General features: G+C 59.6%; 17 protein-coding genes, 2 tRNA genes and 1 pseudogene. 9 read left to right on the top strand and 11 right to left on the bottom strand.

Going from position 1 to position 23,662, the window contains the following annotated elements; all coding sequences use genetic code 11:
- On the top strand, positions 1-357 hold a 357-nt coding region (locus K8U03_17905; protein MCE9606766.1), incomplete at its 5' end, for a DUF2867 domain-containing protein.
- 382 nt (positions 358-739) lie between these two features.
- Here K8U03_17905 and K8U03_17900 read toward each other — a convergent pair.
- Both K8U03_17900 and K8U03_17895 read right to left on the bottom strand, forming a co-directional pair.
- Complete coding sequence (locus K8U03_17900) at positions 740-1,537, bottom strand: formylglycine-generating enzyme family protein (protein MCE9606765.1); 798 nt, start codon at positions 1,535-1,537, stop codon at positions 740-742.
- A gap of 397 nt (positions 1,538-1,934) precedes the next feature.
- On the bottom strand, positions 1,935-3,593 hold the full coding sequence (locus tag K8U03_17895; GenBank protein MCE9606764.1) for an SEC-C domain-containing protein: 1,659 nt from the start codon (positions 3,591-3,593) through the stop codon (positions 1,935-1,937).
- A 245-nt stretch (positions 3,594-3,838) separates the two neighbouring features.
- Between K8U03_17895 and K8U03_17890 the strand changes: the two genes are divergently transcribed.
- The gene (locus tag K8U03_17890; protein MCE9606763.1) at positions 3,839-4,285 is read left to right on the top strand and encodes a hypothetical protein; all 447 of its coding nucleotides are present in this window, start codon (positions 3,839-3,841) and stop codon (positions 4,283-4,285) included.
- A gap of 40 nt (positions 4,286-4,325) precedes the next feature.
- Here the strand turns inward: K8U03_17890 and K8U03_17885 are convergent, their stop codons facing one another.
- A complete protein-coding gene (locus tag K8U03_17885) occupies positions 4,326-5,921 on the bottom strand; it encodes a hypothetical protein (protein ID MCE9606762.1) in 1,596 nt (531 codons plus the stop codon).
- Between the two features lie 181 nt (positions 5,922-6,102).
- Positions 6,103-6,175, bottom strand: a tRNA-Ala gene (locus K8U03_17880).
- Positions 6,176-6,509: 334 nt separating this feature from the next.
- On the opposite strand from K8U03_17880, the gene K8U03_17875 reads away from it, so the two are divergent.
- Genes K8U03_17875 through K8U03_17865 form a run of 3 tightly spaced genes read left to right on the top strand, consistent with a single transcriptional unit; the run spans position 6,510 to position 9,467 of the window.
- Positions 6,510-7,595, top strand: a complete 1,086-nt coding sequence (locus tag K8U03_17875; protein ID MCE9606761.1) for a flippase-like domain-containing protein — start codon at positions 6,510-6,512, stop codon at positions 7,593-7,595.
- Positions 7,592-9,088, top strand: coding sequence for a glycerol kinase GlpK (gene glpK / locus K8U03_17870; GenBank protein MCE9606760.1), 1,497 nt, complete (start codon positions 7,592-7,594; stop codon positions 9,086-9,088). The genes K8U03_17875 and glpK overlap by 4 nt, the downstream gene beginning before the upstream one ends.
- Before the next feature lie 28 nt (positions 9,089-9,116).
- Complete coding sequence (locus tag K8U03_17865; GenBank protein MCE9606759.1) at positions 9,117-9,467, top strand: translation initiation factor; 351 nt, start codon at positions 9,117-9,119, stop codon at positions 9,465-9,467.
- Positions 9,468-9,575: 108 nt separating this feature from the next.
- Here K8U03_17865 and K8U03_17860 read toward each other — a convergent pair whose 3' ends face one another.
- Both K8U03_17860 and K8U03_17855 read right to left on the bottom strand, forming a co-directional pair.
- A complete protein-coding gene (locus K8U03_17860; protein ID MCE9606758.1) occupies positions 9,576-10,208 on the bottom strand; it encodes a hypothetical protein in 633 nt (210 codons plus the stop codon).
- Positions 10,209-10,328: 120 nt separating this feature from the next.
- On the bottom strand, positions 10,329-12,212 hold the full coding sequence (locus K8U03_17855; GenBank protein ID MCE9606757.1) for a SulP family inorganic anion transporter: 1,884 nt from the start codon (positions 12,210-12,212) through the stop codon (positions 10,329-10,331).
- 556 nt (positions 12,213-12,768) lie between these two features.
- Between K8U03_17855 and K8U03_17850 the strand changes: the two genes are divergently transcribed.
- From K8U03_17850 to K8U03_17840, 3 genes are read left to right on the top strand one after another with little or no spacing between them, the layout of a single operon-like run.
- Entirely contained in the window at positions 12,769-15,024 is a 2,256-nt protein-coding gene (locus K8U03_17850; protein ID MCE9606756.1) for a DUF1549 and DUF1553 domain-containing protein, read from the top strand.
- 50 nt (positions 15,025-15,074) lie between these two features.
- Positions 15,075-16,364, top strand: coding sequence for a DUF1501 domain-containing protein (locus tag K8U03_17845; GenBank protein ID MCE9606755.1), 1,290 nt, complete (start codon positions 15,075-15,077; stop codon positions 16,362-16,364).
- Complete coding sequence (locus tag K8U03_17840; GenBank protein MCE9606754.1) at positions 16,361-17,461, top strand: hypothetical protein; 1,101 nt, start codon at positions 16,361-16,363, stop codon at positions 17,459-17,461. The genes K8U03_17845 and K8U03_17840 overlap by 4 nt, the downstream gene beginning before the upstream one ends.
- 81 nt (positions 17,462-17,542) lie before the next feature.
- Here the strand turns inward: K8U03_17840 and K8U03_17835 are convergent.
- Both K8U03_17835 and K8U03_17830 read right to left on the bottom strand, forming a co-directional pair.
- Positions 17,543-17,928: pseudogene (locus tag K8U03_17835) on the bottom strand (four helix bundle protein).
- Positions 17,929-18,082: 154 nt separating this feature from the next.
- Positions 18,083-18,156 (bottom strand) — tRNA-Met (locus K8U03_17830).
- Between the two features lie 335 nt (positions 18,157-18,491).
- Here K8U03_17830 and K8U03_17825 point away from each other — a divergent pair.
- Complete coding sequence (locus tag K8U03_17825) at positions 18,492-21,290, top strand: terpene cyclase/mutase family protein (GenBank protein ID MCE9606753.1); 2,799 nt, start codon at positions 18,492-18,494, stop codon at positions 21,288-21,290.
- A gap of 66 nt (positions 21,291-21,356) precedes the next feature.
- On the opposite strand, the gene K8U03_17820 is transcribed toward K8U03_17825, so the two are convergent.
- From K8U03_17820 to K8U03_17810, 3 genes are all read right to left on the bottom strand, one after another.
- Positions 21,357-22,046 (bottom strand): hypothetical protein, encoded by a 690-nt coding sequence (locus K8U03_17820; GenBank protein MCE9606752.1) that lies wholly within the window; start codon positions 22,044-22,046, stop codon positions 21,357-21,359.
- Between the two features lie 194 nt (positions 22,047-22,240).
- Complete coding sequence (locus K8U03_17815; protein ID MCE9606751.1) at positions 22,241-22,954, bottom strand: hypothetical protein; 714 nt, start codon at positions 22,952-22,954, stop codon at positions 22,241-22,243.
- A 164-nt stretch (positions 22,955-23,118) separates the two neighbouring features.
- Positions 23,119-23,652, bottom strand: coding sequence for a CopD family protein (locus K8U03_17810; GenBank protein MCE9606750.1), 534 nt, complete (start codon positions 23,650-23,652; stop codon positions 23,119-23,121).
- Between the last annotated feature and the right edge of the window lie 10 nt (positions 23,653-23,662).

Genomic DNA, 23,662 nt, shown 5'->3' with positions numbered 1-23,662 from the left:
TATCTGCTGGCTGCCGAGGAACTCCCTGCGGGAGAGAGTCGCATCTTCGAAATCGGCTGCCCGGATGTCGTAACTTACAGCGATCTCATCCGAGTGTATGCCAAGCTCAAGCATCTACGGCGTTGGCTGATCTTCGTACCGGTGCTTACGCCGTATCTCTCCGGCCTGTGGCTGGCTCTCGTAACTCCCGCAAGCTTCGAAGTCGGTCGTCACTTGATCGAGGGCTTGAAGAACCCGACCGTCGTTCGAGACGATGCCGCTCTTAAAGTTTTCAAAGTACGGCCGATGAGCGTCAGTGAGGCGATCCGAAGGGCTGTCGATCTCGATAGAGGCGGAACGACGGCAGCGATACGCTGAGGCAACCTCGATGAGATCGCCTTGAAGGGTGGGATACTCAAACGAGCATCATGGCGATTGCTATCGATGGGCAATCCGTCAGATGAAGCCGATCGGTTAGCCCTTTCGTTCCCCCGGCTTGATCGGCTCGATCGAGATCGGCACCTCTTTTCCGAGCAGGTGCTTATCGAAGAACGCTTTCATGCGAACGGGAACTTCGGGCGTGCCGAAATTGCCATGACCGCCGACACGATCCGACTCACTTTTTATGAGTAAGGCAAAAAAGGTTAACGCCAACCTCGTCCCTTGGCGGAAATAAGAGCCCAGCCAAGTTCGGTGGGAACCGTATCGTGTTTGCAAGTCGACACGACTAGGCTTGTGAAACGATCGGCGATGAAAACCGTCACTCCGAGTCGATGCAGAGCCGGAGACCGATCTTGTTCTTCCGGTTGCTCGGCTCCCGCCGAAAACGAAAAGCCGAGCGGCAGCCTTCGGGAAAGAAGATCAAGCAACCACCACGCATGATACGGTGTTCGCCCTTACTCGCCCCTTGCGGATCGGTCACTTCGGTTGGCGGATAGTCGTCGTACCAGTCCTGGCACCACTGAAAAACATTGCCGTGCATGTCGTACAAGCCGAACGCATTCGCCGAAAAGCTGCCGACAGGAGTGGTCTTCTTTCGATGGACTCCTGGCTTGCCGGTGCCGTAGACACGTTTGCCGTTGTAATTGGCTTGATCGGTGGAAATGGTTTCGCCGAAGTGAAACGGCGTCGTCGTACCGGCACGGCAGGCATATTCCCATTCGGCCTCGGTCGGGAGACGATACGGCCGCTTCTCTTTCTCACGCAACTTCTCGATGAACTTCTGGCAATCGTCCCAACTGACGCTTTCAACGGGCAAGTTCTTTTCCCCCACGTACTCGCTGGGGTTGTTCCCCATGACGGCTTGCCACTGTTCCTGCGTTACGGTGTACGCCCCCATGTAGAAGCCCTTGGTCAGCGTGACCTTGTGCTGGGACTCGTTATTTCCCCGTTCTTCTTCCGCTACCGGACTTCCCATCAGAAAACTTCCCGGCGGAATCCAGACGAACTTCATCCCGAGGTCGTTCGTGAAGTTCTTAGGCGAGTCTTTCGTCTGAGCGTGGACTGGAAGTGCAGTTGCGAGAGCCGCAACCAGACTAAGGCAAAAGAGACGGGCCATGAGGCAACTCTTTCGGAAAAAGATGGAACCGGATTCAAGGCAACCTTCCTAGGAATCTATCCCGACGACAAGACGATTGCCACAGGTTTCAATCGGTCGAAGGCGGACTGCAATCATCCGCTCGCTGTAATTCAACAAGCGCACGGAAATGGTCGAATCCACCCGGTCCGACCACTGTTCGATCCGGCCAACCGGACGGATCGGCTAGAATCGACATCGTCCCAGGTTTCGTTTCCTTGCGATGTTCCAATTACGACTTGATGGGACGCTATGCGCTTTCATCCCAGAATCGTCTTTCTCTTGATGGTCGCATGGATCGGCACGACTTCGTCCGTCATCGCCGCCGATGGCAAGCCGCCGCCTCTTAAAGTCACGACAAATCGGCCAGGGCCAGCATCTATCCTTGTCGATTGCTTCCCTGCTTGCCCGCCCAGAACGGACAGAACGGGCAATCTTCGCCTTGAGGAAAGTCTTGGCCTTCCTCGTGCGGACATCCCAAGTTGCCGTCCGAAGTGACGACGTTCTTGACGTGACGTTTATCCAAGAAGTCCTTGATCTGCCGTTTGACTTTCGGATTGTTCGTGACGTTCGTGCCGACCCAGCGTTCGAGAATCGCCTCGGCACCGACTCGGGGAAAGACGCCGACCACGATCTTCGTCGTGACCCTGTCGTCAGGACCGTAGTAGGCGACGGTGGCGAGAGGATAGCTGACGGCTGAAGCGTTTGGGCGAGCTTCGCTCATGCCTGTCGAATCGGCGAGATCGGACTCCTCGAACCCATCCTTCCCGTAGCAGCACTTCTTGTACTTCTTCCCGGAGCCGCACGGACACGGGTCGTTGCGGCCTACAGACGGACTTCGACGAACGACGGTGGTCGACTCTTCATCATCTTCATAGTCGTCGAAAATGTCCTCGCCGTCTTGAATGTCGTTCTCATCGTGATCGGCGAGTTCGACCAGCGGATGGTCCTTGTACCATTCCTGACGGAAGGCGATATCGTTCTTCCGGTCCTCCTGCCAAGCGTCGAATTCGGGAAACGTGGTCTCCATCACTTTGCAGACGACGAGCAAGGCATCTCGAACCTCCAACACGTCAGGCGTCTTCGGCGTATGGAGCACGTATTGCCGGGCTGGTTCGACGGCGGCGGGTGCGAAGTTCATCAGAGCCGCTTGCAGCAACCGCCCCCGGATCTCTTCGTCCTGCTCCTCCTGAAACAGCTTCAGGCAAGTCTCGACGCTGAGGTCGGTGCGAATTTCTTCCAACGTCGAGGCGTACGCAGAACGAAGCCCGGCATCGACTTCGTGATAGCGGGCGGCGATCTCCTTGACCACGGCATCACTGCCGATTGTCGCCAACGCCCAGTAGATCTCTTCGTTCAGCCAATCGTCGTCTCCTTCAACCAGATCCAGCAACTCCGGCACGGCGGCATCGAGACGCATTCGTCCTGCCAGTCGAACGGCCAGCACGGTTCGGACTTCCTCCGAATCTTCGGCGAGGATCGTCAGCGTCTGTTCACGGAAGTGATCCGGAAAACGGCTCATCACTTCGACGATCGAGCAACCTCGCTCGTAATCTTCGTTCGAGGTTTCTTCCTTCGCCTCTTGCTCGTCGCAGAAGTCGTTGAACGCTCGCCAAAGAGCGACGGGATCGAGAGTGCTGAGATTGATGCGAAACTTGACGGCCTCCCGAACGGCGTCGTCGATTTCTTTCGTCACTTGGATCTCGGACTTGTGCTCCTTCAGCAGTGTCGGATCAGCATGGGCAAGGCCCTGAAGAAGGGACTGAAGATATGATGCTTCTCGACCTTCGTCCGCTCGGCCGATTCGCTCGATCTCCTGAAGCATCCACTTGAGAGACTGTTCGGTCTGCACGAGGTGGTCGAGGAAGGAATATGAGATGAAGGCTTCGAGGCCGAACCGAGCGATGGCCTCGATCACCAACGGCATGATCGTCGGATCGGGCGAGCGGGAGCGGGCGAAATAATAGACGGTGTCGTTACGAACCTCTCGCTCCGGATGCAGTATCGCCGCTCGGATTTTCTCAACCGGTACTCGCATCGAAATTCCCTCGCAGATCTTTCGGACGGTCCGCTCAGTTTATTCGATCGAGCATGGTTGGAAAGCATGCCGAAGCCCGGCCGATTGAACACGGTCGATGCAGTGGTCCTGATCCTGATGGAACAGAAGGTTGAATACGTCAAAGTGGCGCAGGAACGGACCAATCGGAAGGCTTAGAACCGGCTGGTTTTTCCGTTGGTGGTTGTGTGTTAAAATGTGGCTAACCACCATAGAGCAGGCGCAAAATGGACGATCCAAATAAGAAATCGATCCGGCGAAAGTCGTTTCTTCCGCATCCGACCTCCGTCATCGAAATGACGGTGGATCTGGACATCGCAGGCTTGAACGAGTTTATTCGCAGCACCGGCACCGGCGTCAACAGGCCGGGTGCTCCGATCGTCGCAGCCGTTAAGGGCTACGAGCAAGATCCCCGTTCTTTTGACGCCATTCCCGAAGTCGTCGCCCTCTGCGAGCGTGTCATCGAAAGTGGGCTGCTGTCGGTGTTCCTGGTCAACGTCCTGCCGGAGCATGAAGTTCCCGGTTCTCTTTGTGCCATCAAGATCTGGGCCATTGCTAAGGGCTGGATGAAGAACGGCGAAGTTCTGATACCTGAGAGTCGCTTCGAAGACTTCGTCAACGATTTGAAGATCGCCAATCGAACCTACGACCGTGTCTTGGCGGGAGGTCGGTGACGATCGATGCGGCATCGGGGTTGAGTTGTGCCAGTTGAGTCTATTCGACCGCCTCAAACCATGGATCTAGTTTGGCTTCGACCTCTTTTTGAGCCATGAACAGTCGTCCCCACGGATGATTCGAATAGACCGAAAGCAAGTCATCGCTCGCCAACGGGGTCTTATGCATCGTCATCGTCTTGGCGACTTCTCCGGCTCCGTTAATCTTCGCTTGGCGAATGAGATCGGTGGCGACATCTCGAAGGCCGCCGTAGGGAATTCTCGGCAAAGATCGCTTCGTCTTCGCCGCAACTCGATCAAGCAGTTCGGTCCACTTCTTGGCGAAAATCTGCGAATTGTTCTTGTTGCCGGTGGTTCGGCGGAAAAGCAACTCGCCATCTTTGGTGAGAAGTACCTCCGGGTGCTTGACGCCGGTTTTTCTGACTATGCGGGTGCGTTCTTCCAGCCACCATTGCAGATACTTTTGAGTCCGTTTCCAAACGTAGAACTCTCCTAGATGACCGTTCTTTCCCCGGCAGTAGATCACCCATTTGTCCTCGGGATCGACCTCAAACTCGCAGTATTGGGAAAGGTACTTGGCGTGAGGATGGCGATCGAGGAGATGCTGAAGTTGTAGGGTTCCGGCTTCCGCACCTCGAAATGCGAAGTTGATCCCGAGGAGCAGAAGCAAGCGGTCGAACTTCGAGGCGTGCTTGTAGAGAAGTTGCAGGTCTTCGAATTCGAACGTCTTCACGACGAGTGCGGAGATGTCCGTCCTTTCCGAAGCGATATCCAAGATGTTCGTCTTCAGCATGTCGAAGTCCTCGGGCTTCCGCCATGCGAACTGCTTCGAGGAATGCAACCACCGAAAGAACGCAATCAACTCGTCCTTATGATGCTTTGCATACGATTTCGAGATCTGCTTGTTCTCTTTGGACTTCTTCGAGATCGGCCGATTTCGCCAGTAGTTGAGTAGTTGCTGACATCCTTCCTGGTCGAGGTCGGTGAGAGGCATGTCCGGATGATGCTCTAGCAAGTGATCGACGTACTCGCAGCGAACGACGCCATTTGCGGTCAGCTTCTTGGTGGTCGGATCGACGTAGGTCTCTTCGTGCGATTTTCGATACTGGCTGAGGGCCTGATGCAAAAAGCCCGTCTGATGCGGAAGAATTTTTCCTGCGGCCATCCCGATACTTTGAAGCTGCGAAACGGCAGCTTTTTCCCAAAATATCTGCCCCGAGGCATAAGTGGCCGCATCGGCCGGTGCGAAGTACGCTTGCGGGTAGGTTTGTGCCAGGAGATTCAGGCGGATGGAATAAGAATGGCCGTCTTGTCCAGCCGACCGTTCGACCACAATTTGATATCGGCCCTTCGCCAAGTTGTCGGCGACCCACAGGTCGTCCGGTCGCCAGACGGGCTTAGAGGGCTCTAATAAGCCGTAGAGATCTTGAGCGTCATGGCGGGCTTCAACCCCGGCCCATACGTCTTTGATGCGCTGGAGGCGATTCTGGTATTGCTTGGTATCGATCTCGTTATCGATCCGACCAAAATAGAAGGGGTGCTGCGTTCGCTTCCCAGATGCAGAGATGTGGTAGCCGACATAGCAGCGAATTCGACCACGATCATCTGTCGGAATGTCGACGGTTGAAGTTGCCATGGAGGCTCGCTGGGGTTCAAGGACATGGGTGCTAAAAAGACCCAATATACCCGACCCGAGAGCGGTGCCTAGCACCCATTTATAGCACCCAAGCACCCGCCTTATTGAGACTCAACAACATGGAAATGCCGTAAATTCAACAAAAAAGACCACTTAGGAATGCCCTAAGTGGTCTCATTAGTGGAGGATAACGGACTTGAACCGATGACCTCTTGCATGCCATGCAAGCGCTCTCCCAACTGAGCTAATCCCCCGGCGAATTCTTCTGCCGTCGGCGTGGCTGGGTGCCGGCGGAACGTCGGCAAACCATTTCCTTCAGCGACCTTACGGTCGTTTTGGGGTTGCCCTGCGTAGATCGAAACTTTATCACTAGCCCGCGAGGCTGTCAAGCCGACGCTCGGTGTTACCCGGCAACGACTTACGCTCGCAGTCGGTCGCTGGCGGAAGCCGGCCGACCGCTCGCCGCAGTCCCTCAGCCATTCGGTTTCGGATTTCAATCGCTGCCGTTTCGACATCTGCATCGACGAGCGCTTTGGGTCGCCCGCGAACATACATCCGCTTATCGTACCGTCGAGGTCATAAGATCGCGTGAAAAACGTCTTTAAGAATAAGATTTTTACCGGCCTGCTGAAGTTCGGACTCGCCGCCGGCATTCTCGGCTACCTGATTTACGACGCTTCGCGCAAGGAAGAGTTCTTGCAGATGCTCGATCAGCCGAAGAACTTCGGGCTGATCGCCGCCGGCTTTGCGCTCTTCTTTTGTTCGGTCATCGTGTCGATCATGCGCTGGCGATTGCTCGTGCGAGCGCTCGAGTTTCCGTTTACCGTGAAGGAAGCGTTGCGGCTCGGGTTTCTCGGCTACTTGTTGAACTTCGTCGCTCCGGGCGGCGTCGGCGGCGACTTGTTCAAAGCGGTCGCCATCGCACGCAACTTCCCAGGCCGGCGCGCTCAGGCTGCGGCGACCGTCGTGCTCGATCGCATCATCGGGCTCTATGCCTTGTTCCTCGTCGCTTCGACGGCAGTGGTCGTCGATGGGCTTTGGTTTTCCGATTCGTATCCGGTACGCGTGGCGGCGAAGTCGACACTTATCAGCACCATCGTCGGCGCGATCGGGATCGTCATGCTCCTCATTCCCGGCTTTACGAGCGGCAAGGTCTCGCAATTCCTCGCGCGGTTGCCGAAGGTCGGTCCCGTGTTTCATCAACTGCTCGAGGCGGTGCGCATGTACCGCGAGCGCCTCGGCACGATCTTCGCCACGCTCTGCCTCAGCATTTCGTTGCATATCCTCACTGTGTTCGGCTACTTTTTGCTCGGCAAAGCGATCGTCGGCGAAAGCCCGACCCTGAGCGAGCAGTTCGTCATCGTGCCGTTGGCGGCGTTCGCCGGCGCGTTGCCGATCACCCCGAACGGGCTCGGCACCTTCGAAGCGGCGATCGAATATCTCTATCCGACGATTTCCAAGGCGCATATTCCGGCGGCCCGCGGGCTGCTGGTCTCGCTGATGTATCGCTTGGTGACGATCGGAATCGCGCTGATCGGTGTGGTGATTTATTTCTTTTCTCGTCGCGAAGTGGGTGATACGTTGCATGTGGCCGAAGAACCGGGGGGCGATCTGCTGTCGTCCGATGCCCCCTCGAACAACCTGCTCGCCACCGAAGCCTCGCTCCGCTCATGACCAGCACCGACTCTCGCTTCGTGCTCGCGCTCGATCAAGGGACGACCTCGAGTCGCGCGATCGTGTTCGATCGAACGGGCCGAGCCGTCGCCCAAGCGCAGCAAGAGTTCGAGCAAGTCTTGCCGCAGCCCGGTTGGGTCGAGCATGATCCGGAAGCGATTTGGAATTCACAGCTCGCGACCGCCCGCGAGGCGCTGCGCAAGGCACAGCTCGAAGCACGCGACATCGCCGCGATCGGAATCGCGAACCAACGCGAGACGACGATTCTTTGGGATCGCTCCAGCGGCAAGCCGGTAGCGAACGCGATCGTGTGGCAGAGTCGTGTGAGCGCGCCGATTTGCGAACGATTGAAGGCCGAGGGCCTGGAGCCGCTGATCCGCGAGCGAACGGGGCTCGTCGTCGATGCGTATTTTTCCGGAACCAAGATCAAGCACCTTTTGGATACGCTGCCGGGCTTGCGAGCCCGAGCCGAGCGCGGCGAGATTCTGTTCGGCACCGTCGACACGTTCCTCGCGTGGCGGCTTACCGGCGGCCGGCGGCATGTGACCGACGTCGGCAACGCAAGCCGCACGATGCTGTTGAACATTCACACGCTTGCTTGGGACGACGAGCTCTTGCGCATCCTCGATATCCCGCGTGCGATGCTGCCCGAGGTGCGGTCGTCGAGCGAGGTCTATGGCGCGACCGTGCCCGAGTGGTTCGGCGAGTCGATTCCGATTGCGGGCATGGCCGGCGATCAGCAGGCTGCGACGTTCGGCCAAGCCTGTTTTCAAGTCGGCGATGCGAAGAACACCTACGGCACAGGTTGCTTCCTGCTGATGAACATCGGCGAGCGGCCGGTCGCTTCGAAGCACAACCTGCTGACGACCGTCGGCTGGACCGTCGCCGGGCGGACGACATATTGCCTAGAAGGTTCCGTGTTCATCGGCGGTGCGGTGGTGCAATGGTTGCGCGATGGGCTCGGCATCATCGAGCGGTCGGCCGATGTCGAGCGGCTGGCTGCTTCGGTCGACGATAACGGCGGCGTTTATTTCGTCCCCGCTTTCACGGGCCTCGGCGCTCCTTATTGGGATCCGGATGCGCGTGGCGCGATCTACGGGCTGACCCGCGGCACCACGGCCGGACATCTGGCGCGAGCGGCGCTGGAATCGATGGCGTATCAGTCGCTCGACCTGGCGACGGCGATGCAGCAAGATGCCGGCGCGGCGCTAAAGCAATTGAAAGTCGACGGCGGGGCTTCGGTCAACGACGGCCTCATGCAGTTTCAAGCCGATGTGCTGAACGTGCCGCTGGTTCGGCCGGCGACGACTGAAACGACGGCCCTCGGGGCTGCCTATCTAGCGGGGCTCGCCGTCGGCTATTGGCAAGGGCTCGACGACGTCGCCGCACATTGGCGCGCCGCCCGGCACTTCACGCCGGAAATAGACGCTCGCCGGCGCCAAGCGATCGTCGAGGGGTGGCAGCAGGCCGTGGTTCGAACTCGGACACGGTAGCAAGAATCACTCGAGAGGAAGAGCCGCGATGCGTTTGTTCGCCGGAACTCCGTGGGACCGACCGCCGACTTGCGAACGCTGCGGGAAGGTCCTCGCTGAATGTCGCTGCCCTCCCGCGCCGAGCCCACCGCGCGAGTATCTTGCACCGCAAAAACAAACGGCCCGACTGGCGCTGGAAAAGCGCGGCGGGGGCCGCTTCGTCACCGTGATTCACGGACTCTCGGCTGCCGACAACGACCTTGCCGCGTTGCTGGCGAAGCTCAAGGCGGAGCAGGGAGCCGGCGGCACCGTGAAAGACGACACGATCGAGATCCAAGGCAAGCACCTCGAACGGGTGCGCGAAGCCCTGCTGGCGATCGGCTACAAGGTGAAAGGGTAGTGCCTCGCGCGGCGTCCGGCCTTAGTGAGAGCCGCTAAAAAACAATCGGGCCGAGGAAGCGAGTTGCTGCCTCGGCCCGTGATTGTTGAGTTCGTGATGCGGACGAAACTACTTGGCCTTCTTCCATTCGGCCTTCTTTTCAGCGCGGGCAAATTCTTTTTCCGTCGCGCACGACAACAGAACTTCGTGGAGCATTTGGCGGTCGTCGGCCGTGAGGTGGTCGCAGTCGACGGTGAGGTCGTGCTTCGACTTCTGGCTGCGGAAGCGGAACGCGAAGCCGTCCATGTTCCAACCGCGAAGCTCGGACCACGGGATGAAGTAGCCGAGGTAGCCGGGAGATAAGCGAATCCCTTGCGCATCGACGCGGAGTCGTCCGAAGAGATTGCGAACGGCGAGATGGGCGAGGGCCGCGCCGATCGCGATGCAGACGAGCGAGACCGTGATGATCGGCGTTCGCAACAGCGGCGTATTCGCCATTTCGACTAAGAGAAACGCCGCGGCTGCGATAAAGAGTACCGAGAAGATCAGGAACTTGATTCCGGAAGCCGAGCTTTGTTTCGCAAAGCGAAAGGTCGTCGGCTGCGAGGGAATGCGCATCGTGTAGGCACTGCTGTGGGTCGCGCCGGCCGTTTCCTGAGCGGAGGCCGGGCGAAACGTCAGCGGTTTGCGAATCTCAGGCCGGACTACCGTCAGCGTGATCGAACGGCCCTTCTGCGGAGGATCGAGTTCGGAAATCGACATGGTAGGGAATTCCTGTTGGAGTCGTGAGAAGAGATCGGTATCGGCAGTGCTCGCGCCCCTTCGGCTCGCGCTGCGTGCGAGCCGAAGGGAGCCGAAGGGAGCCGAGAGCGGAATGTCGGCCTAAGCCGGCACGTGCGAATAGTTGTTGTCGGCTACGCGAACGCTGGAATCGTGGTGCGAAAGGGCCGTCATCCGTTCGAGTCCGATGACTTGAACCGGCACGCGCGAATGCTTCGATTCCCGCACGGCATGCATCAAAGTGTCGCACGACGAATGATCGATGAGCGTTACCCGTTCGTCGATATGGATGTGCACCTTGGTCGCTTCTTCGGGAATCTCTTCCAACTCTTTGCTGAGCTGCATCGTGTTGAAGCAGACGAGCGGCTTCGTCACATGCATGTGGTACTCACCGTCGATGAGCACCTTGTGGCTGATCGGATTTTGGAAGAAGCCGATCAAGCTTTCCGACATCGAAACCGACTCGCTCATGTGCAAGACGACATCGTGTGCGTTCGGAGGAAGGTTGTTCATTTCGTTCTGAAGCTTACCGGCATTGAACCAAGCGACCGGCTTATCGAGATACAAGTGATAGGTATTGCCGACCCATTCCTTGCGACCGACCGGGTTGGCGAACAGATCCATGAACACCGAGGTGCGAGCATCTTTCGGGAACGTCAGGACCGCTTTGCGACAGAGGTAGGCGTTGAGGACGAGCTTCGCCACGACGCCGGCGACGATGCCGATCAGCAAGTCGGTCGCAAGGGTCGCGACGATCGTGAACATGAAGATGCCGAGTTGTTCCTTGCCGATGTGTGCGACATGGCGCCACACGAGCGGTTCGCACATCTTCCAACCGGTGTAGATCAGTACCGCGGCCAAGACGCAGAGCGGAATCAAGTTGATCAACTGATAGCCGACGAGGAGATACAAGATCAAGCAGATGGAGTTCGTGAAGTTGGCCCACAGCGTGCGACCGCCGGCCGCGATGTTGGCTTTGCTCTTCACGCCGCCGGGAATGATCGTGAGACCGCCGACCAAGCTGGAAGCGATGTTCGAGATCGCCATGGCGAGCAACACGCGGTTGGGAGATGAACGCCGATGGAACGGATCGATCCGGTCGATCGCCATCGCCGTGGCGAGCGATTCGACGCCGTCGATAAGCGTGAGCATGATCACGCCCATGATTGCGGCATACCAGAGGTCTTGCCGTGCGAAGAGCTCCGCGAAGTGGGGCGTATGGATGCCGTGGAACGGGTTTTCCGGGATCTTGATCAAGAACTTGCCGTCGTTCAAAGCACCGAGGCCGAGCGCTTGCGCGAGAAGCACCCCGACGACGACCGCGATGAGTTGCGGCGGGAGGATTTGGAAGAACCGCACCTTCTTTTGCAGCGCACCCATGACGAAGAGTGCGACGAGCGTCGTGGCGGCGACGGCGAACACCAGCGGCGTCATGCCTGAAACAAGCTGAGGGAAGGCCAGCACGTATTCGTAGAACTCCTTGGCGTGGAGCTTCGTCGTGTAGCCGAAGAACGGAGCGAATTGTTTCACGATGATGATCAACCCGATCGAGGCCAGCATTCCTTCGACCACGGCGACCGGAATCATCGCGGCGTAGCGAGCGAGGCCGAATAAGGCCATGACCAGCTGACAGCAGCCGACCATGAAGATCACGACGAGCAAGAACGGATAACCTTCGCCGACATGCGTGGCGTCGCCGGCGCCGCCGAGCGAGATCATCACGGCGAGGATCGCCGGAGCGAGCCCTGCGGCCGGCCCGGAGATGGTCATGTAGGCTCCGCCGATAAACGGGAACAGCAAGCCGGCGATGATCGCCGAGATGAGTCCGTAAACGGGAGGCACTCCCGAGGCGATGGCGATGCCCGAGGAAAGTGGGAGAGAAACGAGCGAGACCACGATACCGGAAAGGATGTCGTGCCGAATGTGTTTCAACCCGGCGATGCCGTTTTGCGGCTTCTCAACTTGAGCGAGACTCTCGTCGGACATAGGTTCGCCTCTCGTATTTAGGGAGTGAGGTGGGCGAAGCCCCCTCAAGCGAACTGCGTGCCATTGACGCGTCAATATGTCGTAGCGCTTTCGCGAGCCGTCGCGGCCGGCTCCTCTTGCAAGGGCCGAAAATACGATGCTTTAAGAAAATGAATCGAAGTTGAAGCTCGCGGAAAAAATTGTTCAACGACTGAATCGATTCTAAGGATTCCGCAAGGAACTCCTTGACTTGGAAAACTTGTTGCCACGCAAACGTGGTAAGAAATTTTTCTTTTGCCGGCTGTTTCTTTCAAATCGGAAAGGCTCCGGGAGCAAAGCCGCGTGAGCAAAGAAACTTGCCTGGCTAGGTTTTCTCCTGATGCAAAAGCCAAGGGTTTTGATTCGGATTTTATTGACGCCGAACGTGCCAACCGGTAACGTATCGGAATGCTCCTATGATTGTCCCCGCGCGGTTCTATCCCACCGACAACCGCCCAAATCCCGCCTGGTTGCTTGCTTCGCCTCCCCGCCGTTCGATCGTCATCCGTTCGGTAGTCACTTGTGGAAGGACGCTCCCGTGTCCCACACGATCGTTTGCTGCGCTCGGCGCTGCCGACTATATCGCGCGTTCTTATCGAGCGTCGTTTCGTTTTGCGCGCCGTGGTTGTTCGTATCCGCCGCCTCGGCCGCTGCTCCCGACGTCAAGCCGGATGCGCCTAGCAAGGTCTCGTTGCACGAGCGTATCGACCGCTTGATCGAAGCGGAACGTCTTGCGCCCGCAGGTCTTTCGGCCGACGATGCCGAGTTTCTGCGCCGCGTGTCGCTCGATCTCCACGGCATCATTCCGACGGCGGAAGAGGCCCAAGCATTTCTGGACGACAAAGCCGCGGATAAGCGGACGCAACTCATCGACCGGCTGCTGGCGAGCCCGCGCTTCGTGCGCCACATGGCGACCACGTTCGACGTGATGTGGGCCGAGCGGCTCAGCGATAAGGTGACCAAGTCGAGCGACTGGTACGACTATCTCTACCGTTCGTTCGCCGATCGGAAGCCGTACGATGCGATGGTGCGCGAAATTCTTACGGCCGACGAACTCGACCCACTGCACAAGCCGGCGGCGAAGTTCTTTCACGATCGGGACTGCGAGCCGAATACGATGACGCGCGACATCGGCCGGATCTTCTTCGGCATGGATATGCAATGCAACCAATGTCACGACCATCCGGTCGTCGACGACTATAAAATCGGCGACTACTACGGCCTCTACGCGTTCGTGAGTCGGACATATGTCGCCGGTGGTCGCAAAGGGCAACCGCCGGCGAAGTCGATCGCCGAGAAGGCTGAAGGAGAAGCGAGCTTCAAATCGGTTTTCACGGGCGAAGCGGCCGATCGGGTTGCGCCGCGCATCCCGCGCGGGGCGACGATCGTCGAGCCGACGTTTGCCAAGGGCGAAGAATACGTCGGGAAGCCGGTTAAGGACGTCACGCCGGTTCCGAAATTCAGCCGACGTCGCAAGCTGGCCGAAGCGGCGACCGACGGCACGAACGAACTGTTCGATCGCAATGCCGTGAATCGGCTCTGGGCTCATCTCTTCGGGCGGGGCCTCGTGCATCCGGTCGACTTCATCCATCCCGACAATCCGCCGACGCATCCCGCCGTGCTCGATTTACTGGCCCAAGAGTTTCGGGCCGGCAAATACGACGTTCGCCAATTACTTCGCGAACTCGTGCAAACCCGGGCCTATCAGCGTTCGTTTTTACTGCCGCAGCCGAGCGAGTTGCCGACGGGCTTAGCCGCGAAGTATGCGGCGCGTTGGCAGGCTGAACGACAAAAACTCGCCCCGGATTTGAAACAGGCTGAAGAAGCAGCGGCCCGTGCGAACGAGATCCTGGGCACAGCAAGAGGGAAGGGGACGAAGAAGCCGCCCGCGGCCGTAGCAACTGCAGCAAAGGCATCTCCGCCGAAAGAGACATCGCCGAAGGCGACGCCCGTGAAAGACGCACCCGCCAAAGAAACGGCAGCTAAGGACAAGAAGGACAAAGATAAGACGCCGACGAAAGATGTGGCACCGATCGCTGCTCCTGCGGCACCGAAGGTCGATTTCGCAGCTCTGGAAAACAACTTCGAGACGGCAAGCGTGCGGTTGCGCAAGCTCCGCACCCTTTCGCAATCTCTCAAGGCCAAGATCGCGGAAGCGGAAAAGATCGCGGCTTACGAGAAGCTCGCGAAGTCGGACTCCCGCGAAGCGAAGCGTGCTTGGGAATCGGTCGTGCAAACGTGGACCGAGCGCGGTGAGGTGACGTTGCTTAAGCCGCTCCCGCCCGAGGTGTTTGCCGCGAGCTTGATGCAAGCGACGGGGGTCGTCAGCTCGGCGGAAACGAGAGCGAAAGCATCGCTGAAAAAGACCGTGCCGAAGGAGTTGGCCGCGGTCGCCGTGGCCGAACGTCCGCGCATGGAAGCGATGTGGATCGATAAGCAAACTTTCGATCCGTTGCGCGGCAACTACAATCGCTTCATCGAGCTCTACGGCGAATCGCCCGGCGGCGGCTTCGCGGCGACGTTGAACCAAGCGTTGTTCTTCGGCAACGGCGGCGTCATCGACGGTTGGGTTCGGCCGAGCGGCGATAACCTTGCCGGACGACTCGAAAAACTAAGCGACCCGAGCGCGCTCGCCGAGGCGATGTACATGGCCGTATATACGCGCCCGCCGACCGACCTCGAACGGCGCGACACAGCAGCTTTCCTTAAAGGACGCGATAAAGATCGCGGCCTCGCGATTCAAGAAATGCTTTGGGCTTTGCTTTCGAGCAACGAATTTCGCTTCAATCACTAACCGTTCGTACCACACACCGGTTGAACGACGCTTACTTTCGGAGTCTGGCTATGCGATGCGACTATGCTTGCGGAACCGCCGAACATGCCGTCTCGCGCCGCGCCTTCATGGGCTCCGTCGCTGCGGTCGGCGTGGGAGCGGCGGCCGTCGGCGGAGGCTCTCCTTGGCTGCTACCGGCCGTGGCCGAGCAATTGAAGTCGAAGCAGAAACGCGTGCTCACGATCTTCTTGCATGGCGGCGTGAGTCAACTTGAGACATGGGACCCGAAACCGAATACCGACACGGGAGGCCCTTTTCGGCCGATCTCGACGAGCGTGCCCGGCTTGCAGATCAGCGAGTTGCTCCCTTATACGGCGAAGCAGATGCACCGGCTCAGCGTGGTGCGGAGCATCAACACGAAGAACGGCAACCACAATGTCGGCGAATACCAAATGACACGGGGGCACAACCAGCAAGGCTCTGCGCAGTTGCCGCATCTCGGTGCGGTCGTGTCGAAGGCACTCACGCCGAACACATTCTCTCTCCCCGGTCATATCTTGATTCGCGGAGGGGGCTCCGGGCAATCGCCGGCCGCGTATCTCGGGCCGCGCTACGGAAGCGTCGTGCTGGAAGATGCGAAGGCGCCGGCGTTTTCGGCCCTTCCGGCGGCGTTGACCCCTTCGATCGACGAACGCCGCCAAGCATTTCGGCGTCAGGCCGATGAACGCTTCTCCGATAAACGCCGCACGGCCGATACGGATGCCTACACCTACAGTTACGATCAAGCGGTGCGGCTCATGGCGCAGCGCGACGTGTTCGACGTGACCAAAGAGCCCGCGAAAGAGCTCGAACGCTACGGTTCGCACGAATTCGGCCGCCACTGTTTGTTGGCTCGTCGATTGCTCGAGCAAGACGTTCCGTTCGTGCAAGTGAACCACTCGAACTACGACACGCACTTCGAAAACTTCGACTATCACATCGAGCAACTCGGCGAATTCGATAAGCCGTTCTCGACGTTGATCGGCGATCTCGCCGACCGGGGCTTGCTGGAAGATACGTTGGTCGTCGTGATGTCGGAGTTCGGACGGACGCCGAAGATCAACAGCCGCTACGGCCGCGACCACTGGGGAACCGCGTGGAGCGTCTGCCTCGGTGGGGCGGGAATTCAGCCCGGCGCGGTCATCGGCAAGACCAACGCCAACGGCACGCTCGTCACCGATCGCGAAGTCGATCACGGCCATTTGTTCCACACTTATTTGCAGGCCGTCGGCGTCGATAGCGCCTCCGACTTCGTGATCGCCGGCCGGAGCTTTCCCGTCGCCGATCCGGCCAAGGGGCCGATCTCGGAGCTCTTGGCATGAGCGACTCCGGAAAAGCGCCAGAGAAAGAGAAGGCGAAACCGCTAGCGAAGCCCGACGCGGAAAAGAAGGTTGAAACGAAAGCGGAGAAAAAGGTCGAGGCCTCTCCTGCGCCCGCGATCGACCCACCGCAGACGAACATGACTTCGGCCTGGAAGTACACGCGTCCGCTCACGGCTTGCCGCTACGATCCCTCCGGCAAATACATTTTCGCCGGCACCGAAGATTACACGATCCAGCGTTTCCGCACGGCCGACGGCGTCGCGACGCCGCTCCTCGGGCACGAAAGTTGGTGCCGTGCTTTTGCGTTTCCGCTCGCCGGCAAGGTTATGGTCTCCGGTGGTTACGACGGCAAGCTCCTTTGGTGGACGACCGACGAAGAGAAGCCGGTTCCGCTCCGCTCCGTGGCGGCGCATGAAGGTTGGGTGCGCGCCGTCGCCGCGAGCAACGACGGAAAGTTCGTTGCCTCTTGCGGCAACGACGGGCTCGTCAAGCTCTGGAACGCGGCCGACGGCAAGCTCGTGCGCACGTTCGCCAAGCACGACTCGCATGCCTATCACCTCGCTTTTCATCCCGACGGCGAGCGGCTCGTCTCCTGCGATTTGAAATGCATCTGCAAGGTGTGGAATCTGAAAGACGGCAAGTCGGAGCGTGAGTTCGTCGCCGCGCCGATTCATAAATACGACACCACGTTTCGCGCCGACATGGGAGGAGCCCGCAGCATCTCCTTCGGCGCCGGGGGCAAACTACTCGCGATCGGCGGCACGTCGAACATCTCGAATGCGTTCGCAGGCATCGGCAACGCGACCTGGTTCGCCATTGATTGGGAAACCGGCAAGCCCAAGACGACGCACGTAGGAAAGGAAAAACTCAACGGCACCGGTTGGGGCCTCGCGTGGCATCCGGAAGGTTTCTGGATCGGCGCCGCCGGCGGCCAAACGGGCTTCCTCTACTTCTTCAAGCCGGACCAAGAAAACGAGTTCTTCCGCTTCAAACTCCCCGACACGGCCCGCGACATGACGCTGTCGCCGGATGCCAAGAGCGTAGCGGTGGCACATGCGGACGGGAATCTGCGCGTGTATCGGTTGGGGAAGGGATGATTGTGAGCGACTAGTTCGTTCCCGTGTCGAAGCGGTAATCAATCTACGATGGCCGCGAAGAGAGTGCCTTTTCCATAAATCTCACGACTCTCGCGCGTTGCGAGTTTCGCTTCCGCGATTTTCCAAGCCTCGAATGAGGCCCGAAAGCATGCGTGCGATTTCTTCGAGTTGCGACTTCAAATCGTCGTGCGCGCCGTCGGTGAGCAATCCTCGGCGACGGGCCAATTCCAACAGCGGCACGCATTCCTGAATCGACCCGCGCCAATGAAGAAGAAGTTGCCGCGGTCGGGCTCCGTGTATCGCCCGTTACCTTCGGCGATGTTGGCGGCAATGGAAAGCGCCGCGCGATTCAGTTGATCGCTGAGAAAACCGTAGCCGCGAGGCCATGTCTGCGCCGAGCTACAAGCGTTGTCGGCGAATGTAATCGCCTTTTGATACACTTCGAGTTTCTCGAAGGCGAATGCCATCATCGGCGCATAAAAAAAGAGGAGCGGAGAAAGTAGTGAGTAGACCGAGGAGTTCCTATTCCGACTAGCGTCGCCGCTCGAAGAAATAAGACCTGCTCTTTCTACTCTCTACTTTCTCCTAACTCCTCTCTTTTTCGCCCGAAGGCGAAAAAAGTGGCGGGGACAGGATTTGAACCTGCGACCTCGAGGTTATGAGCCTCGCGAGCTACCGGGCTGCTCCACCCCGCGTCACTAGAGATCCGAATTATGCCCGATCGAGCGAGGATCGTCGAGCCCTAACGAAAAGTATTTGTCGGCCGGAGGCGTTTCGGTCGATGACTCCGTTTGTCCCGTTCGTGATTCGGAGCGAGGTTCGAGCGGCTTTCGAACGGGGTGGCCGCTACGATCGGGACGATCGGCGCAACCTTCATCGTCGTCGCTACTTTTGCTTGCTACTATTAGCAACAGCGGCTACATTGAAAAATCGGTACAGAGCGTGATTTGGGGGACGGTGATCGTGCGTTGTGACGGCCCTGCCGGGTTCGTCGTGCGCGGTTGCGCCCATCATGGAGAAGTTTCGTCGCATGGCGGTTCCCCCACAGCGGCCCGGTCCTGGCACACCGGGTCAACCACCGTTCGGCCCACCGCCGCAACAACCGCCATCCCCTGGGATGCCGGGTGCGCCGCAACAGGGGCCTTATGCGCAGCCGCCGGGCGGTCCCTTTCCCGGCGGAGCTTATCCGCAGCAACCGTACCCACAGCAACAGCATCCGCAACAAGGCCAGCAACCTCCATCGCCGTACGGTCAACAGCCGTATGCGCAAGGCCCGGGCCAACAGATGCCCGGCGCGCCGCAACAATATGGCGCGCCAGGATACCCAGGCGGTTATCCTCAGCAGCCGTATCAAGGTCAGCCTCCTGCGGGCGCGTTTCCGCAAGCGCCGCATCAAGGTAATCAGTATCCCGCTGCGCCTTACGGCGCACCGCAACAGCAGCAGCCTCCATATCCGGGAGCGCCGCAGTTTCCGAACCCCGCGGCATATCAAGGTGGCTACGGCGCACCGCAACCTCCTTATCCGCAGCAGCAATATCCTCAACAAGGCATGCCCGGCGCGGGAATGCCTGGCTACGGGCAACAACCGTTTGCGCCTGCTCCGCCGCAATACGGCCAACCCCCATACGGCCAGCCGGCGTATCCGCAACAACCACCGCCGCAGCCGCCGCCGATGCGCGGCCCGCCGCAGCAAGTGCCTGGGCAACAGATGCCGGGCCAACAACTACCAGGACAGCAGTTCCCCACTGCGCCGCAATACCCCGGTGCTCCCGGTGGTGCGATGCCGCAGATGCCTCGTGCGCCGCAAGGCCCGCCGCCGCAGAGCCCACCTTCGCAACCGCCGCCGGGATCGCGAGCCCCTCAAGCTCCTTGGGCCGGTGGGCCGTCCGCCGCTCCCGGCTTGCCGTCGACGCCCGCAGCGCGCAGCGCACCGCAACCCGCCGCACCGAAGCCGACGCCGGCTCCCGCTCCGACGCCGAACCAGACACAGGCCCGAAAGCCGGACGCGAGCGCACCAGCGGCCGGAGCGCCTGCCGCACCAACACGCCCGGCACCGGCTGCGCCATCTGCAACAGCGTCATCTACATCTGCCGCCCCAGCCGCACCGACCACGGCTTCGCCCGCTCGCCCCAAGCCTATTCCAGCTCCCGCGGCACGTTCTGCGGAATCGCCCGCGATCGGTCCTCCCGCTCCCAAAATATCGGGCATCGAGAGCGCGGCCAGTATCGCAGCGGCGGCTCGCGCGGCCGAAGCCACGGCCGGCGTCGGCATTCGCCAAGCACCACCGAACCCCGACGACGAGATTGTCGATCCGGTCGAGATGCTGAAGAAGAACGCGATACCGCTGCTCGTCAGCTTCGTCGTTCACTTGGCGTTGATCATCCTGCTCGGCCTGATGGTGAATGTGACGGTAACGTCGAAGCAGTTCGTGCTGGAGGCGTCGATCGATTCTCAGGGCGATGCCAGCCTCGCGGAAATTCGTTCGTTGGCGGATGCCACCGAGGCGTTGGATATGCCGGATCAGCGTCCCTTGGCCGCGCTGCCGCAGTTGCCGAACGCGATTAAGATCCCGATCACGCCGCTCGGCATGGGGGCGGCCGCACCGCTCGTCATCCCTTCGACGCTGCTACCCTCGGCGCTTGCCGGCCGCGGTGTGACCGGCGTGAAAGGGCGCTTGCTCGGCGAAAAGGGAGGGACGAAGCAAACCGAACAAGCGGTCGACCTCGGGCTCGCCTGGCTCGCGAACCATCAACTGCCGAGCGGATTCTGGAGCCTCACCGGCGACGCCGTGCAAGGCAAAGGGAAGTACACGAAGGGCTCGAAGTTCGAGAACAACGAAGCCGCGACCGCCATGGCCCTGCTCGCCTTCTTCGGCGCAGGACACACGCCGAGTTCCGGCGGGCCGCATAGCCAAGTGATCGACAAAGCGGTCAAGGCGCTGCTGCGAAGCCAAGACGCTAAAGGGAACTTCTTTCAAGGGAAGAAGGCCGACGATTGGATGTATTCCCACGCCCTTTGCACGATGGCGATCTGCGAATATCTGGCCCTCGAGCCGACGAATACCTCGCTCCGAGCGCCGTGCGAAAAAGCGGTCCGCTTCTGCATCGAATCGCAGCACGATCTCGGCGGCTGGCGCTATACGCCGCGCGGCGATAGCGATACCTCGGTGACCGGTTGGATGCTCATGGCGTTGCAAAGCGCCAAGAACGCGAAGGTAAAAGTCCCGCCAGAAGTGTTCGATCGGATTTCCGGCTACCTCGATAAGGCCTCGAAGGGGCTCGACTCGATGAATATGCGTTCGACCAACGCTGTGGCGGCGACCAAGACGACCGATAAAACGATGTCGGACGAAGGCAGCCGGTATTCGTATCAGCCCGGCATGGATTTCGATCACGTCATGACGGCCGAAGGGTTGTTGTGTCGCATGTATCTAGGCTGGGCTCATACGGACCCGCGTCTTAAGAACGGTTGCGACTTCCTCCTCGCGCAACATCTGCCGACCTGGGAACAGCGCGACGTTTACTATTGGTACTACGGCACGCAAGCGATGTTCCACATGGAGGGGGACTATTGGAACAAGTGGAACGGCACGCTTCGCGACATGCTCGTCGCCAATCAAGAGCAGACAGGTCCGGAACGCGGAAGTTGGAACCCGCTCGGCGGCGGCCCTCGGCAAGAAGAAGGAGCCGACCTCTGGTCGATGAACAACGCCGGCGGTCGACTCTACGTCACCTGCTTCTCGCTCTACATGCTGGAAGTCTACTACCGCCATTTGCCGCTCTATTCCGAACTGAAGAAGCAAATGGAGTCCGCGAATAAGACGCAGTAAGCGGATCGGTAAGAAAGCGAACGGAGAGCGGAAGCTACCCGTTTCACTATCGGCACGTAGGACTGCTTAAAACTCGCGGCGCGGCCGCGGGAGTTCTTCGACCGACTTCGGTCGCGGGCCGGGAGCGAGAGTCGGGACGTTCCGCTGCGACAGCCCGTTTGCTTGCGGCACTTCCTTCGCTTGCGGAACCTCGGTCGCGTAGTTCGTTTGCAGACCGTAGTTCGCGTCGTCGTAGCCTGGGCCGAGGTATTGCCGGCTACCGGCTCCGTAGTTCGGCGTTACGTCGATCACCGCGGCGCGATGCGGCCAGTACTTCGGCGTCGAATAACGCGATTCATACGGCGTGCCCGGGTTGTCGATCACGAGCGCGCTGCCGGGGCTGCCGCGGTTCACATAGCCGTTCGAGCCGTAGTATTGCGGCATTGCCGACATCGAGCCGGCGTAGATCGGCCGATAGACATAGCCGTTGCCGCCGTGAGTTTCGATGATCTCGTTTCCGATCGGCTGCGGCACGCCGGTATAAATCGGCCGGTAGCCCCCGCTCAACGAATAGCCGACGGCGAACGGCTGCGTCTGAAACATCGGCACGGTCGAGACGTACGGCACGGTTCCGGCTGCCGGAACGAAGTCGTATGGATCGATCGTTCCGTAAACGCCGGATTGTGCCTGCGCCGCGGCCTGAAAGCCCAAGACCGCAATTACGGCTACAGCCGACGTGAAAACGAGGCGCGAAAGAGAAAGTCCTCGGCACGACATGGAACTACCTCACGGTATCGGTTCGGGCTTCAGCGCCGCTCGAATTGCGGAGAACGCACGCGGAGTCGTCTGTGCCGGAACGAACGCGATACCCGAATGGTAGGGGCGCCGCGCTACGTCGGTCAAGCGAATACCGTGGCCGTAGCGAATACCGCGGCCGTGCGGTAGGAAGCGGAGCTTGCTCGACCGGGCGGTTAATTCGATCCGAGGCCGAAGCGCGTCTTCAAGGCTTGCAGCGCTGCGATCGATTCCAAGCCTTGCAGGCCGAAGCATTCCCAGAGCACGAGCAGCGCGCCGTTGACCGAACCGGATGCGAGCTCCAGACGGAGCCCCATCGCTTTTTGCAGGAATTGAGGCCGTTCGGCGAGTTGCTCTTGAAATCGCTTCGCACATTCCCGCCCGCGCGGGCCGGAAACATCGAACAAGCCCGCCAATACGGTTCCCGCCCCTTCGACGTCGTTCGCCGAGACCCGCTCGGCGAACGCCTGGAGCGAGATCACGGTCGGCTGAACGGCAGGCTGCGGCGAAGCGACGACGACGGCCGACTCCTTCACATCGTGAAACGTCGAGTCGGCGTAGAACGTGTTGCCGGGCAGCTCGATGACGGCGCTCGGCGGCATTTCCGGCTCGTATCCCATCGCGATCGGCGACGACGAGGTCGACTCTTCGTCTTCCTCGGCGCCGGAGGAAGAATCGTCCATCGGGGGTAAATTGTTCAACAACATATGCACGTTGTTGAGACGCATCCCGAGTTGCTCTTGAACGGCGTCGATCTCGCTCGAGTAGGAGAGCCCCAGCGCGTCTTCGAGAATCGAGTCGCGGCTTTCGAGAATCCGTTCCGTCAAACGCTCGGCGAGAATGTCGCGAGCCTGTTGAAGAACCGAAATCGCTCGTGCCCGATCGTTCATCGTTTCGCTCTCCCCATTGTCCGATTGAATTCTTGTCCGCTTGAATTCGCCCGACCCCGCCGAAATCACCCGGCCGAAACCGCAGGCGCAAGACAGCCGTGCGTCGCTGCGAAGCGGCGCGAGTTCCCAGCTTTAAGAATAGGCGGACGCGAACTTTCCGGCAACTAACTTTTCGCGAGCAGCGTCGCCGAGGCCGTATGATCGACGGTTTCGATGGCCGCGGCGGGCACGGCCGGCACTTTCGGCTTGTGGGGGATGTTCTTCAAAAAGCTCGATAAAAACAGTAAGACGAGGATCAGACCCACTAAGACGGTGAGCCATTTTCCGGCCTCTTCACGCAGCTTTTGCGCCAGGCTGCTCCGCCCGACGAGGATACTCGCCAGCGCGAAGATCCCCAACGCCAGCAAGAACTTAACGCCGAAGATCGCTTGGTACGGCGTCCCTTTGAAGTCGTACGCTTTCACGATCATGATGAAGTTGTAGATACCGGTGGCAAGCAATACCGTGATCGCCCCCATCACGACTTTCGACCACCTGCTGCGAACCGCTTCCCGAAGTTGCTTGCGTTGTTCCGGCGGCAGCGTTTCCGAGGCCGGGTGGAGCGCGAGCTTCATGAAGATCGCTCCCCCGGCGGCCGTCGCGGCGGCCGTGATATGGAGCCAGCGAGAAATCAATTGGACGTAGTCGATGTCGTTCATGGAAGAACCT

It is taken from the genome of Planctomycetia bacterium, assembly GCA_021413845.1.
Taxonomy (GTDB): domain Bacteria; phylum Planctomycetota; class Planctomycetia; order Pirellulales; family PNKZ01; genus PNKZ01.
Note: the sequence above shows the minus strand (reverse complement) of the source record. Positions and strands in the feature narration are given on the sequence as shown.